The organism is Rhodopseudomonas palustris, from assembly GCF_013415845.1.
GTDB lineage: Bacteria > Pseudomonadota > Alphaproteobacteria > Rhizobiales > Xanthobacteraceae > Rhodopseudomonas > Rhodopseudomonas palustris_F.
On the sequence record NZ_CP058907.1, the window covers coordinates 3,820,876 to 3,835,020 of the forward strand.

The window sequence follows — 14,145 nt, forward strand, 5'->3', positions numbered from 1 at the left end:
CCCCGCCCCCCGGCTGTCGGTTACTTGGCCGGTTCGAGCACCGACACGTAGTTGGCGACCGCCGCGCCGCCCATGTTGAAGATGCCGGCGAGCTTGGCATCCTTGATCTGCATGCCTTCCGGCGCCTGGCCAAGCAGCTGCATCGCGCTCAGCACGTGCATCGACACACCGGTGGCGCCGATCGGATGGCCTTTGGCCTTGAGACCGCCGGACGGATTGATCGGCAGCTTGCCGTCTTTCTGGGTCCAGCCCTCCTTGATCGCACGGGCGCCCTGCCCCTTCGGCGTCAGGCCCATCGCTTCGTATTCGATCAGTTCGGCGATGGTGAAGCAATCGTGGGTCTCGACGAACGACAGATCGTTCAGCGTGACGCCGGCCTGCTCCAGCGCACGCTGCCAGGCGACGGTGCAGCCTTCGAACTGCAGGATGTCGCGCTTGGACATTGGCAGGAAGTCCTGCGCATGGGCGCGGGCGCGGATGTTGACCGCCTTACCCATCGCCTTGGCATTCTCGGCGGAGGTCAGCACCAGCGCCGCGGCGCCGTCCGACACCAGCGAGCAGTCGGTGCGCTTCAAGGGCCCGGCGACGAATGGATTCTTCTCCCCTTCGGCGCGGCAGAACTCGAAGCCGAAATCCTTGCGCATCTGCGCATAGGGGTTGGCGACGCCGTTGTGGTGGTTCTTGGCGGCGATCATCGCCAGCGCGTCGGACTGGTCGCCATATTTCTGGAAGTACTTCTGAGCGATGATGCCGAACACTCCGGCAAACCCGGCGGGCGTGTCCCCATCCTCCGGCAAATACGAGGCGCGCAGCAGGTTCTTGCCGATCTCCGGCCCCGGGGTGCGGGTCATCTGCTCGACGCCGACCACCAGCACGATCTTGGCGGCCCCCGCTTCGATCGCGCGGATGCCCTGATGCACGGCGGCCGAGCCGGTCGCGCAGGCGTTCTCGACGCGCGTCGCCGGCTTGAAGCGCAGCGCCGGATCGGCCTGCAGCACCAGCGCGGCTGTGAAGTCCTGCGGCGAGAAGCCGGCATTGAAATGCCCGAGCACGATTTCGTCGACGTCCGAGGCCGCGATCCCGGCGTCGGCGATCGCCTCGGTGGCGACACGGACGATCATGCTTTCCACGGTTTCGGCGTCGAACTTGCCGAACGGCATATGGGCCCATCCAACGATGCTGGCAGTCATGGCGTTTTCTCCTCGAAGGTCGATGAAACTCGAACTCGCATTTATTACAGGATGACCATCAGATAAAGACATCCCCGTTCACCGCATGGTGGCCGGGCGAATGCGAAACCGCTGCCGCCCTCCCGCCTTGCCCGGGCTTGACCCGCCTGCGGGGCCGAAGCCCCTTCGGCGCGGCGAAGGCCCGGGCCTCCAACCGCCAAATCCAGCCACTATGACGCGTCGACTATGTCTCCGAACACCCGTAGGTCATGTCTCCGGGCTGAACAGCAAGCCCGGCGATGAGGTGTGCATTGGTCAGGCCACGAACTTGCCGCCCAATTCGTCCTCGATGTGGATGCGGATGATGTCGTCGAAGGTCTTTTCCGCGGTGGTGAAGCCGAGCTTCAAGGCGCGGTCGGTCGAGAAGTTGCGCGGCCAGCCGGCGACGATGCCGATGATGGTCGGATCGGGCTCACGCTTGATCCGGGAAGCCACAGCCTTGCCGGCAACCCGCTCCAGTGCGGCGATCTGCTCGCCGACGGTGGCGGCCAGCCCCGGCATCGACAGGCTGCGGCGCGGCCCCATCGCGGCGGTGTCCATGGTCGCGGCGTGGATCAGGAAGCCGACCGCCGAGCGCGGCGAGGCGTGCCAATGCATCACCTCGTCGGACACCGGCAGCACCGCCTCTTCGCCGTTCAGCGGCTCGCGGATGATGTTGGAGAAGAAACCGGACGCCGCCTTGTTCGGCTTGCCGGGGCGGACGCAGATCGTCGGCAGGCGAATGCCGATGCCATCGAAGAAGCCCTTGCGGGTGTAGTCGGCGATCAGAAGCTCGCAGATCGCCTTCTGGGTGCCGTAGCTGGTCAGCGGCGCCGACAGGAATTCATCGCCGATCTCTTGCGGGAACGGCGCGCCGAACACCGCGATCGACGAGGTGAACACCAGCCGCGGATGATAGTCGTCGCCCTCTGCACGGATCGCGTCGATCAGATGCTTGGTGCCGTCGAGATTGATCCGGTAGCCCTTGTCGAAATCGGCCTCGGCTTCGCCCGACACGATTGCCGCCAGATGGAAGATCACCTCCGGCCGATGCGCCACCAGCGCCGCCGCCTGACCGGGCTCGGCGAGATCGCTGGTCACCACCTGGATCGCGATCGAGGCATGCGGCGGCCGCACCGGCGCCACCACGTCCTGCAGCGTCATCCGGGTGATCTCGCGGCTGCCGAGCCGCCCGTCCGCCAGCAGCCGGTCGGTGAGCTTGCGCCCGACCATGCCGGCGGCGCCGAGTATCAGAATGTGCAAGGAACGTCCCCTCTCAATTGTCATTCCGGGATGGTCGTCAGTCGGCGAAGCCGGCTGGCGGCCAGGCCCGGAATCCATACTCCCTGCAGGGGTTATGGATTCCGGGCTCGCGCTTCGCGCGCCCCGGAATGACGAACTTGAATGTGGTCGGAAGTCAACCCGCGCTGATGGGCCTTCTACTCCTTCACCGCCCCGGTCATCGCCGACACGTAATGTTCGACGAAGAAGGCGTAGAGGATCACCAGCGGCAGCGAGCCGACCAGGGCGCCGGCCATCAGCGAGCCCCATTTGTAGATGTCGCCGTCGACGAACTCGTTGACGATCGCCACCGGCACGGTCTTGTTCGGCGTCGATTGCAGGAAGGTCAGCGCGTAGATGAATTCGTTCCAGCACAGCGTAAAGCAGAAGATGAAGGCCGAGATCAGCCCCGGCACCGCCAGCGGAATGATGATCTTGACCAGGATCTGCCAGCGCGACGCGCCGTCGATCAGCGCGCATTCCTCGAGCTCGAACGGGATGGTTTTGAAATAGCCCATCAGCAGCCAGGTCGAGAACGGGATCAGCAGCGTCGGATATACCAGGATCAGCGACAGCGGCGAGTCGAACAGTCCATAGGCCTGGATCACCGAGGCCAGCGGGATGAACAGGATCGAGGGCGGCACCAGATAGGCCAAAAAGATTGCGCCGCCCACGGTGTCGGCTCCGCGGAAACGCAGCCGCACGATCGCGTAGGCGGCGAGCACGCTGGCGCCGATCGACAGCACCGTCGAGGCCGCCGCGACATACATCGTGTTCCACAGCCAGCGCGGATACTGCGTCTCGAACAACAATTTCTGGATGTGCTTCAGCGTCGGCTTGACCACCCAGAACGGGTTGTAGGTCTCCATGTCGATCAGCTGCTCGTCGGGTTTGATCGATGTCAGCGCCATCCAGTAGAACGGGAACAGCAGCACCACCAGGATGATGAGCAGCGGCAAATACAGGGTCACCAGCCGGCGCGGCAGCGACTCCAGATAGCTCATTCCCTCGCTGTCGTCGCTCTGCGCGACGGTGGCGGCGACTTTCACGGCGAGCCGGGGATCGGTGGCGGTGGTCTCAGTCATTGTCGCTCCCCTGCTGCCATTTGCGGCGCTGCATGCCGAACCACGAGATCGCGATCGCCGCGAGCAGGAACGGAATCATCGCGGTGGCAATCGCCGCGCCCTCGCCGAGCCGCCCCGACAGAATGCCGCGCTGATAGCTCAACGTCGCCATCAGATGCGTGGCGTTGACCGGCCCGCCGCGGGTCAGCGCCCAGATCAGCTGGAAGTCGGTGAAGGTGAACAGCACCGAAAACGTCATCACCACTGCGATGATCGGCGTCAGCAGCGGATAGGTGATGTAGCGGAAGCGCTGCCACGCGGTGGCGCCATCCAGCGTCGCCGCTTCATACAGAGACGGCGACACCGTCTGCAGGCCGGCCAGCAGCGTAATCGCCACGAACGGCACGCCTCGCCAGATATTGGCGAAGATCACAGATGCGCGCGCCCAATTGCTGTCGCCGAGGAAGTTGATGTTCTGCTCGATCACGCCGAGTTTGATCAGCGACCAGGAGATGATCGAGAACTGCGAGTCGTAAATCCACCAGAACGCGATCGCCGACAGCACGGTCGGCACGATGAACGGTACCAGCACCGCGGCCCGGATGATCGCCTTGAACGGCATGTGGCGGTTCAGCAGCAACGCCAGGTACAGGCCGACCGCGAATTTGATCGCGCTGGCGACCACCGTGTACAGAATGGTGTTGAACACCGACAACCAGAAGATGCTGTCGTCCCACAGCCACTCGTAGTTCTCCACCCCGATGAACACGCCGCCGCGCCCGATCCGCGCGTCGGTGAAGCTCATCCACACCCCGAGAAACAGCGGATAGGCCAGAAACAGGATCAGGAACGCCGCCGCCGGCAGCATGAACCACAGCGCGATGAAGTTGCGGCTGGTGCGAAGGCGTTGCCAGGCGGAGGGGCCGGAGCTCGCTCGTAAGGAAGCCGATGTGTCGAGTGTGCTCATTCCAACTCCATCCGCCGGTCGTAGCCGTGACTTATACCGGCCTACATGTTCGTCATTCCGGGACGCGCCTCTTGGCGCGGGCCCGGAATCCATACTCCCGGCGGCGGTTATGGATTCCGGGCTCGCGCTGCGCGCGCCCCGGAATGACAAAAGAGAGGTGGTCATTCCGGTCTAAACGGGAGGCCGATGCGCACGCCTGCCTCCCGGTCTCAAAGCCTCACGCCCGGAAGATCCGCTTCGCCGCACGTTCGGCGCTGCTCATGGCGGTCTTCACGTCTTCGCGGCCGGTGCAGTAGTTGGCGAACATGTCGACCACGACGAAGTCGGCGATCGCAGCGGCGGCGTTCTCGCCCATCTGGGCGTCGCCGGCCGGCGTCGAGGCGGTGCGGGCGACGTCGCGATACGGCGTGTTTTTCGGGTCCGCGGTCCACATCGGGTTCTTCTCGTAGTCGAGCAGGAACGGCGACAGATAGCCCTGCGCCGCCTCGACCCACGGGTTGAACTGCTCCGGCTCCATCATGAAAGCGGTGAATGCCTTGCAGGTCTGCGGGAACTTGGTGAAGTTGTAGATCAGGATCGGGAAGCCGAGATGCAGCTCGCGGGTCTTACCGTTGAGGCCGGCGGGCAGATGCGCGTGGTTGATATCCGCCGCCATCTCCTTGTTGTCTTTCTTCGCCGTGACGTAGATCGAGATGCCGTTGGTGGTCAGATAGAGCTGGCCGGCGAGAAACGCCTTGTTGTTGGAGGCGTCGTTCCACGACGCGGTGCCGGGAATGAAGTTCTCGTAAAGCCCCTTGACGTATTCGAGCGCCTTGGCGGTCTCAGGCGAATTGACGACGACCTTGCTGTCCTTGTCGATCAGCGCGCCGCCGTGCGCCCACAGCGCCCAGTGCAGCCAGCCATTGGCGTCGCCCGAGGCGTGGCCCAGCGCCATCCCGGCCGGCGTGCCGTTCTTGTTCAGGCCCTTCACCAGATCAGAGAAGCCGGCGAGATCCTTCGGAAACTCCTTGTGGCCGGCCTTCTCGGCCGCGCTGATCCGGTAGTTGACCAGACCACCGGTCGCCGCCACCGGAATGCCGATCCACTTGCCGTTGTACATGCCGTAGGCCTTGCCGGAGTCACTCCAGCCGCCGCACTTCTTGGCGAGATAATCGGCGACGTCGCTGACGTCGGTACATTTGTTCGGGAACAGGAACGGCAGCGAGTACAGGCCCCACACCATGTCGAGCCCCTGCCCGGTGTTGGCGGCGACCGACGCCTTCGGCTGGATGTCGTCGTAGGACTCGTTGGAGACGTTAATGGTGACGTTGTTGGCCTTCTGGAAGGCATCGACGATCTTCATGAAGGCGACGTCTTCGGCTTCGACGAACCGCTTCCAGCGCAACAGATTGATCTTGGCGCCCGGTTCGGGCTTCCACGGCGAGGCCTGCGCCCAGGCCTTGGCGTAACCAAGCAACTGCTCGGCGGACATCGTCGCTACCGTGGCCAACGTGATCGCGCCACCCTTCAACAACGTGCGGCGATCGAGGGTAAAGTCCGTCATCTGTCGTTCACTCCCTATGTTCCGCTTTGTGCATTGGTTCGTTGATCGACCAATTCTCGTTTTCGTCTCTGACGCTCTAGATCCGCCGGCCGCTCTCCTTGTCGAACAGATGCGCGACGTCGGCGCGCGGCTGCAGATGGATCAGATCGCCGGGCCCGACCGGATGCCGCTCGCGAAAAACCGCGATCACTTCCTGATTTCCGACCCGGGCCACGATCTGGGTTTCCGAGCCGGTCGGTTCGACCACCGCGACCTCGGCCGGGATGCCACTATCTGCAAAGTCGAGATGCTCAGGGCGAATGCCGTAGGACACCGCGCGGCCATTGCCGTTCGCTGGCGCCGCGGCGATCGGCAGCTTGGCGCCGCTGGCGGTCTCGACGTAAGGCTGGCCGCCATTCACTTTCAGCGTGCCGTCGAGGAAGTTCATCGCCGGCGAACCGATGAAGCCGGCCACGAACTTATTGTCGGGCCGGTCGTACAGGTCGAGCGGCGCGCCGATCTGCTCGACGATACCGTCCTGCATCACCACAATCTTGTCGGCCATCGTCATCGCCTCGATCTGATCGTGGGTGACGTAGACCGTGGTGGTCTTCAGCCGCTGATGCAGCTCCTTGATTTCGGTGCGCATCGCCACCCGCAGCTTGGCGTCGAGGTTCGACAGCGGCTCGTCGAACAGGAACACCTGAGGATCGCGCACGATCGCCCGCCCCATGGCAACGCGCTGGCGCTGGCCGCCGGAGAGCTGGCGCGGATAGCGGTCGAGCAGCTTGCCGAGATCGAGGATGTCAGCCGCCCGCTGCACCTTGCTGTCGATGGTCTTCTGATCGGCGCCGCGCAGCTTCAGCGAGAAGCCCATGTTCTGGGCGACGGTCATGTGCGGATACAGCGCGTAGTTCTGGAACACCATGGCGATGTCCCGCTCCTTCGGCTGCACGTCGTTGACGACGCGCTCACCGATTGAGATCGTTCCGGCAGTGATCTTCTCCAGCCCTGCGAGCATCCGCAGCAAAGTGGATTTGCCGCAGCCGGACGGGCCGACCAGAACGACGAACTCACCATCCTCGATGGGAACAGTCACGCCGTGCAATACTTCGAAGCCGCCGAAAGACTTACGCACGTCGTGAATCTGCACCGACGCCATCCAGCACCTCCCGATGTCCCGCCATTTGCTGCGGTCGTTGCCGCCGGCGCGAGACTTATGTTGACGCAACTCTTAGCAGAATATTTCGCCGCTGTCGCGCTCGCAAATTAGTCCAGCGTGATCACACTACGCCGATTGCGTAGCGCGGTACGACATGCCAGCATGCGCGCCGTTCCATGCTCAGCTAAGGCGCTCAAAACATCCGCTGCAAGGATGTGTGCAGTGCGGGAGACACGATGACGAAGCACGATGCCGGTACCCCCCGGCGCAAACTCCGGTCCAGCGAATGGTTCAACGATCCGCATAATCCGGGAATGACCGCGCTCTATCTGGAGCGCTATTTGAACTATGGACTGACCCGCGCGGAACTGCAGTCCGGCAAGCCGATCATCGGCATCGCTCAGACCGGCAACGATCTGTCGCCGTGCAACCGGCATCATCTCGATCTGGCGCATCGGGTGCGCGAAGGCATCCGCGCGGCCGGCGGCATCGCGATGGAATTCCCGGTGCATCCGATCCAGGAAACCGGCAAGCGGCCGACCGCCGCGCTCGATCGCAATCTCGCTTATCTCGGGCTGGTCGAAGTGCTGTTCGGCTATCCGCTCGACGGCGTGGTGCTGACCACCGGCTGCGACAAGACCACACCGGCCTGCCTGATGGCGGCTGCGACTGTCAACATTCCGGCGATCGTGCTGTCGGGTGGGCCGATGCTCAACGGCTGGCACAATGGCGAGCGCACTGGCTCCGGCACGGTGGTGTGGAAGTCGCGCGAGCGGCTCGCTGCCGGCGAAATCGACTACGAACAGTTCATGGAGATCGTGGCGTCCTCGGCCCCCTCGGTCGGGCACTGCAACACCATGGGCACCGCCTCGACGATGAACTCGCTGGCCGAAGCGCTCGGCATGTCGCTGCCCGGCTGCGCGGCGATCCCGGCGCCGTATCGCGAACGCGGCCAGATCGCCTACGAGACCGGCGTGCGCGCGGTCGAGATGGTGTGGGAGGATTTGAAGCCGTCCGACATCCTGACGCGCAAAGCGTTCGAGAACGCCATCGTAGTCAATTCGGCGATCGGCGGCTCGACCAACGCACCGATCCACCTCAACGCGCTGGCCCGCCACGTCGGCGTGGAGCTGTCGATCGACGACTGGCAGAGCGTCGGCCACGCGATTCCGCTGCTGGTCAATCTGCAGCCCGCCGGCCTCTATCTCGGCGAGGAGTATCACCGCGCCGGCGGCGTGCCGACCGTCGTCGGCGAATTGATGCGCCACGGCAAGATCCACCAGGATGCGCTAACGGTGAACGGCAAGACCATGGGCGAGAACTGCGCGGGCGCGCCCGCCCCCGATGGCGAGGTGATCCATCGCTACGACACGCCGCTGGTGCACGACGCCGGCTTCCTGGTGCTGCGCGGCAATCTGTTCGATTCCGCGATCATGAAGACCAGCGTGATCAGCCTCGAGTTCCGCGAGCGCTATCTGTCCAATCCGAAGGACCCGAACGCGTTCGAAGGTCGCGCCATCGTGTTCGAAGGGCCGGAGGACTATCACCACCGCATCGACGATCCGGCGCTCGATATCGACGAGCACTGCATCCTGTTCGTGCGCGGCACCGGCCCGATCGGTTATCCGGGCGGCGCCGAAGTAGTCAACATGCAGCCGCCGGCAGCGCTGATCAAACGCGGCATCCACTCGCTGCCGTGCATCGGCGACGGCCGCCAGTCCGGCACCTCGGGCTCGCCGTCGATCCTCAACGCGACGCCGGAAGCCGCTGCGAATGGCGGGCTGGCACTGCTGAAGACGGGCGACAAGGTTCGCATCGACCTCAACAAGGGCAGCGCCGACATCCTGATCTCGGACGAGGAGTTGAAGCAGCGCCGCGCCGATCTCGCCGCGCATGGCGGCTTCGCCTATCCGAAGCACCAGACGCCGTGGCAGGAGCTGTATCGCTCCACGGTCGGCCAGCACGCCACCGGCGCCTGCATGGAGTTCGCCACCCGCTACCAGAACATCGCCGGCGCCGTCGGCGTGGCGCGGCATAATCATTGATGAGAGTGGCTCGGGCACGCAAATGCCCCGTTAAGATCGTCATGCGCGGGCTTGACCCGCGCATCCATCATCACACGAAGAACGATGGATGGCCGGGTCAAGCCCGGCCATGACGTCGTCGGGAGGAAACAGCATGACCGACCGCCTGAAAGGCAAACGCGCGTTCGTCACCGCGGCGGCGGCGGGGATTGGGCGGGCATCGGCGATTGCGTTTGCGCGCGAGGGCGCCGAGGTGTTCGCGACCGATATCGATGACGCCGGGCTTGCCTCACTCGCCGAGCACGGCATTGCGCGGACCGCGAAGCTCGACGTCCGCGACACCGCGGCAGTCGAAGCGATCGCCCGAGAGGCCGGCACCGTCGACATTCTGCTCAACGCCGCCGGCTTCGTGCATCACGGCACGGTGCTCGACTGTTCGGATGCGGATTGGGATTTCTCGTTCGACCTCAACGTCAAGTCGATGCACCGCACCATCCGTGCGTTTCTGCCCGCGATGCTGGAAGCGGGCCGCGGCTCGATCGTCAACATCTCGTCGGCCGCCGGCGTCTTCAAAGCGGCGCCGAACCGCTACGTCTATGGCGCAACGAAAGCCGCGGTGGCGGCGCTGACGCGCGCGGTCGCGGTCGATTTCATCACCCGTGGTATCCGCTGCAACGCGATCTGCCCGGGCACGATCGAAACCCCCTCAATGCTCGGCCGCGCCGCCGCGCTCGGGCCGCAGGGGCGCGAGATGTTCGTGTCGCGCCAACCGATGGGCCGTCTCGGCAACGCCGAAGAGATCGCCGCGCTGGCAGTGTACCTCGCCTCCGACGAAAGCGCTTTCACCACTGGCGTCGCGCATATCATCGACGGCGGTTGGACGTTGTGAATCCTTTCGCTGGGATCGAAGATCGTCATTGCGAGGAGCGAAGCGACGAAGCAATCCAGTTCAGTGCTCGTAGTCCTGGATTGCTTCGCTTCGCTCGCAATGACGGAGTTGCCGAATAGGATCAGAGGACACTGCAGCCATGAACACCATCGACCTCAACCACCGCTGCGCCGTGGTCACCGGCGGGGCGCAGGGGATTGGGCGGGCGATCGCGGAGCGGTTCGTTGCATCGGGGGCCAAGGTGGCGCTGTGGGACCACGACTTCGCGCTGGCCGAGCGGACCGCCAAGGAGATCGGCGACGACGTAACGATCGCCGTCGCGGTCGATGTCACCGATCCTGCTGCGGTCGACCGCGCCCGTGACGTAACGCTGCAGGCGTTCGGCAAGATCGACATCCTGGTCAACAATGCCGGGATCGCCGGCGTCAACAAGACGGTGTGGGAGACCGACTACGCCGAGTGGCAACGGGTGTTGAAGCTGAACCTCGACGGCCCGTTTCTGTGCTGCAAGTCGGTGGTGCCGTCGATGATCGCGCATAAATACGGCCGCATCGTCAACATCGCCTCGATCGCCGGCAAGGAAGGCAACCCGAACGCCGCGCACTACTCGGCCTCGAAGGCCGGCGTGATCGCGCTGACCAAGTCGCTCGGCAAGGAGCTGGCGTCCTACGACATCTCGGTCAACGCGGTGACGCCGGCCGCAGCGCGCACCGCGATCTTCGACCAGATGACCCAGCAGCATATCGATTTCATGCTGTCGAAGATCCCGAAGGGCCGCTTCGTGCTGGTGGAAGAAGTCGCCGCCCTGGTGGCATGGCTGGCGTCCGAAGACTGCGCGTTCTCGACCGGCGCAGTGTTCGACATTTCCGGCGGACGCGCGACGTATTGAGCTCGCGCATGCCCCAACACGTCATTCCGGGGCGCTCGCGTCAGCGAGCGAACCCGGAATCCCGAGGTTGTTAGCAAAGAACCTGACGAGCGCCCTGCCTGCATCGAGATTCCGGGTTCGCCGCTTGGCGGCGCCCCGGAATGACGGCGCTGAGGACGTGGTCCGCTACCCCTTCCCCTTGGTCCGGAAGATCACCGGCAGGCTGAAGGTCAGGCCTTCGTCGGCGACCAGCGGCGGGGGTGCCGGGACGGGGTCGGAACGCTTGATCATGTCGAGCGCGGCCTGATCGAACGCGGCGTCGCCGGAGCCTTCGACGATCCGCATCGACAGCACATGACCGACGCGGTCGAGTTCGAAGCCGACGACGATCCGCACGTTCTTCTGCGCGGCCTCCTTCGGGTAGCGCTTGTGCTTGTCGAGATACGCCACCAGCTCCTTCTGCCAGGTGGCGCGGATGCGGGCGGCGGCCTTGCCGACGCCCTGCGCTGGCGCGACCGAGCGCGGACCTTCCTTGGCGGACTCGTTGCTCGGCATCGCGGTCGCTTCAGCGGCGACCGACTCGGTCGAGGCCTGCTGCTGTTGCTGCGCCTTTTCCTTCTGCTCCTCGTCGACCTTCTTCGGCGTCTCGGTGGTGACGACGCGGTCCGGCTCCTCGGTCTCCTGCGGCGTGTCCTTCGGCAGGTCGGAGTCCTTGACCTCGGCCTTCTGCTCGTTGAGCGCCGGCGACGCCATCGAGGCCTCGGTGTCCGGGCCCGGCGGCAGATCGGAAGCCTCGATCTTCGGCGACATCATCTCGACGCCGACCTCGATCGCCGGCGCGCCGAGCGCGTCGTCGTCGGCATCTTCCGGCATGCTGACCAGCGCCAGCGCGGCGCCGCCGACGTGCAACGCCACGGCGCCCACGGCGGCCATCAGCCAGAGCCGGTAGGTGCCATTGCGGTTGAGGTCAGGGTCGGTCATGCGATTGCGTTTCTAACAAAGTGCAACTGTGTTTGCGAGCGGACCGGAACCATCCGGACGGCAAAGCCTCAATGGCTTTGCCTCGTCCCCTCGCGCAAGGACGGCTAATTGCCGTCCGGCTTGGCGCCGGGCACCGCTTCCAGCGCCACCAGCTTGATCTTGGCGTAGCCGCCAGAGCGCAGCATCTCCAGCACCTCCATCAACTCGCCGTACGGCACCGCGCGATCGGCACGCAGGAAGATGAAGCGGTCCTTGGTCATGTCCGGCATCGTGTCGAGCGTCTTCACCAGGTCGACGCGCTTGACCTGGTTCTCGCCGATCGCCACCGCGAGGTCGGACTTAATGCTGACATAGGTCGGCTTGTCGGGCCGCTTCTGCGGGGTGGCACTCGAGGTCGGCAGGCTGACCGGCAGGTCGACCGTCGACAGCGGCGCCGCCACCATGAAGATGATCAGCAGCACCAGCATCACGTCGATGAACGGCGTGACGTTGATCTCGTGGGTCTCGTCGAAATCGTCGTCGAGATCGTCGGAATTGCCGAGCGAAACAGCCATCGCTCACTCCGCCGCGCGGGCGCGATGGGCGCTGCCGTGGCTGCGATCGAGATCGCGCGACAGCAACCGGCCGGCGGCGCCGGAGGCGCGGGCGACCAGTTCGAGATACAGTTTAATCTCGCGCGAGAAGTGATTGTAGATGATCACCGCCGGGATCGCAGCGACGAGGCCGATCGCAGTCGCGAGCAGCGCTTCGGCGATGCCGGGCGCGACCACCGCGAGGTTGGTGGTCTGCGACTTCGAAATGCCGATGAAGCTGTTCATGATGCCCCACACCGTGCCGAACAGGCCGATGAACGGTGCGGTGGCGCCGATGGTGGCGAGGAAGCCCATGCCGCGGCGCATGTGACGGCCTTCGGCGCGCACATACTCGCTGAACGACGACGCCGCGCGCTCCTTGATGCCTTCATCGCTCGACAGACCGGCCGACAGCTTCGCCTCGCGCAGCGCGGCGGCGAGCAACATCGACAGCACGCTGTGCTTGTCACCGAGCGCCATCTGCGCCTCGGCCAGCGAGCGCGATTCACCGATCTGCTTCAGCGAGCGGCGCAGCCGGAAACGGGCGCGGCCGAGCTCGACCTTCTTGGCGATGAAGATCGTCCAGGTGATCACCGAAGAGATCGCCAGACCGATCATGACGATTTTGACGATGATGTCGGCGTTGAGGAACATCGTCCACGGCGACAGCTCGGACAGGCCGGGCGTGACGCTACCCGGCTGATGCCCAGCCTCCGGCAACGCCTGCGATGCAGCCGGCGCGGGAGCCGTGGCGGCCGGCGCGGGAGCCGCGGGTTGCGACGGTGCGGTGGCGGCGGGAGGCGACGCCGGCTGTTGTGCGACGGACGGCGCGAGCGGCGCGGACAGCGACAGTGCGATCAGGGCAACGCCGATCGATCGGAATCTCAACTTGTTCATACTTCGGCCCAGTAGCGGATGAGGTTGTGATAAATACCGGTCAATTTGACCGTTTCAGGGTCATCGCGTCCCAGCCGCTCGACAAGGGCCTGAATGGCGTTGTCGAGATCGTAGATCATGCTGCGCGCCTGCGCATCACGTATCATGCTCTGCAGCCAGAAAAAAGACGCCACCCGTGCGCCGCGCGTGACCGGAGTCACCATGTGCAGGCTGGTGGACGGGTACAGCACGGCATCGCCCGCGGCCAATTTGACCTCGTGCGAGCCGTACGTGTCTTCGATCACGAGTTCGCCGCCGTCGTACTCGTCCGGCTCGGCCAAGAACAACGTGACCGACAGATCGGTGCGAATACGCAGACCGGTGAGATGATCACCGCGCACCGCATTGTCGACATGGATGCCGAAATGATGGCCGCCCGACGCCACGTAGCGATTGAACAGCGGCGGGAAGATCTGCAGCGGCACCGCGGCGGAGACGAACTTCGGATTGCCGGTGAGCGCCGACACGATCCGCCGCCCGAGCGCACGCGCCAGATCGCTGTCCGGCGGCAATTGCTCGTTGCGCTTCACCATCGCCGACTGCGCGCCGGCGGTGGAGCGGCCATCCTCCCACTCCGCGGCGTCCATCAGGCGGCGGAATTCCGCAACCTCGGACTTCGGCAGAACCTCGGGAATACAGACCAGCATGACTGCTCCAGTCTCGCGACGCGC

General features: G+C 64.8%; 13 protein-coding genes. 3 read left to right on the forward strand and 10 right to left on the reverse strand.

Annotation, left to right across the window (positions count from 1 at the left end; genetic code table 11):
* Positions 1-20: 20 nt before the first annotated feature.
* From HZF03_RS17470 to HZF03_RS17495, 6 genes are all read right to left on the reverse strand, one after another.
* Positions 21-1,190 carry an acetyl-CoA acetyltransferase gene (locus HZF03_RS17470; protein ID WP_011159007.1) on the reverse strand — a complete coding sequence of 390 codons (1,170 nt, stop codon included), beginning with the start codon at positions 1,188-1,190 and terminating at the stop codon, positions 21-23.
* A gap of 294 nt (positions 1,191-1,484) precedes the next feature.
* On the reverse strand, positions 1,485-2,471 hold the full coding sequence (gene denD / locus HZF03_RS17475) for a D-erythronate dehydrogenase (protein ID WP_119017232.1): 987 nt from the start codon (positions 2,469-2,471) through the stop codon (positions 1,485-1,487).
* Positions 2,472-2,647: 176 nt separating this feature from the next.
* Positions 2,648-3,574, reverse strand: a complete 927-nt coding sequence (locus HZF03_RS17480; protein ID WP_011159009.1) for a carbohydrate ABC transporter permease — start codon at positions 3,572-3,574, stop codon at positions 2,648-2,650.
* The gene (locus tag HZF03_RS17485; RefSeq protein ID WP_011159010.1) at positions 3,567-4,520 is read right to left on the reverse strand and encodes a carbohydrate ABC transporter permease; all 954 of its coding nucleotides are present in this window, start codon (positions 4,518-4,520) and stop codon (positions 3,567-3,569) included. Before HZF03_RS17485 ends, HZF03_RS17480 begins: the two co-directional genes overlap by 8 nt.
* A gap of 217 nt (positions 4,521-4,737) precedes the next feature.
* Complete coding sequence (locus HZF03_RS17490) at positions 4,738-6,063, reverse strand: ABC transporter substrate-binding protein (RefSeq protein WP_119017233.1); 1,326 nt, start codon at positions 6,061-6,063, stop codon at positions 4,738-4,740.
* 76 nt (positions 6,064-6,139) lie between these two features.
* Entirely contained in the window at positions 6,140-7,204 is a 1,065-nt protein-coding gene (locus HZF03_RS17495) for an ABC transporter ATP-binding protein (RefSeq protein WP_119017234.1), read from the reverse strand.
* Between the two features lie 236 nt (positions 7,205-7,440).
* On the opposite strand from HZF03_RS17495, the gene HZF03_RS17500 reads away from it, so the two are divergent.
* The 3 genes from HZF03_RS17500 (at position 7,441) to HZF03_RS17510 (ending at position 11,006) form a co-directional block, all read left to right on the forward strand.
* Positions 7,441-9,249, forward strand: coding sequence for an IlvD/Edd family dehydratase (locus HZF03_RS17500; RefSeq protein WP_119017235.1), 1,809 nt, complete (start codon positions 7,441-7,443; stop codon positions 9,247-9,249).
* Positions 9,250-9,382: 133 nt separating this feature from the next.
* Complete coding sequence (locus tag HZF03_RS17505; RefSeq protein WP_119017236.1) at positions 9,383-10,117, forward strand: SDR family oxidoreductase; 735 nt, start codon at positions 9,383-9,385, stop codon at positions 10,115-10,117.
* Positions 10,118-10,256: 139 nt separating this feature from the next.
* Positions 10,257-11,006 carry an SDR family oxidoreductase gene (locus HZF03_RS17510; RefSeq protein ID WP_119017237.1) on the forward strand — a complete coding sequence of 250 codons (750 nt, stop codon included), beginning with the start codon at positions 10,257-10,259 and terminating at the stop codon, positions 11,004-11,006.
* A gap of 165 nt (positions 11,007-11,171) precedes the next feature.
* Here the strand turns inward: HZF03_RS17510 and HZF03_RS17515 are convergent, their stop codons facing one another.
* The 4 genes from HZF03_RS17515 to HZF03_RS17530 all read right to left on the reverse strand — a co-directional run bounded on the left by HZF03_RS17515 (position 11,172) and on the right by HZF03_RS17530 (position 14,121).
* On the reverse strand, positions 11,172-11,966 hold the full coding sequence (locus HZF03_RS17515; RefSeq protein ID WP_107356297.1) for an energy transducer TonB: 795 nt from the start codon (positions 11,964-11,966) through the stop codon (positions 11,172-11,174).
* A gap of 104 nt (positions 11,967-12,070) precedes the next feature.
* A complete protein-coding gene (gene exbD / locus HZF03_RS17520) occupies positions 12,071-12,520 on the reverse strand; it encodes a TonB system transport protein ExbD (RefSeq protein ID WP_011159017.1) in 450 nt (149 codons plus the stop codon).
* A 3-nt stretch (positions 12,521-12,523) separates the two neighbouring features.
* Entirely contained in the window at positions 12,524-13,435 is a 912-nt protein-coding gene (exbB, locus tag HZF03_RS17525; RefSeq protein ID WP_119017238.1) for a tonB-system energizer ExbB, read from the reverse strand.
* Positions 13,432-14,121, reverse strand: coding sequence for a Fe2+-dependent dioxygenase (locus HZF03_RS17530; protein WP_119017239.1), 690 nt, complete (start codon positions 14,119-14,121; stop codon positions 13,432-13,434). The genes exbB and HZF03_RS17530 overlap by 4 nt, the downstream gene beginning before the upstream one ends.
* Between the last annotated feature and the right edge of the window lie 24 nt (positions 14,122-14,145).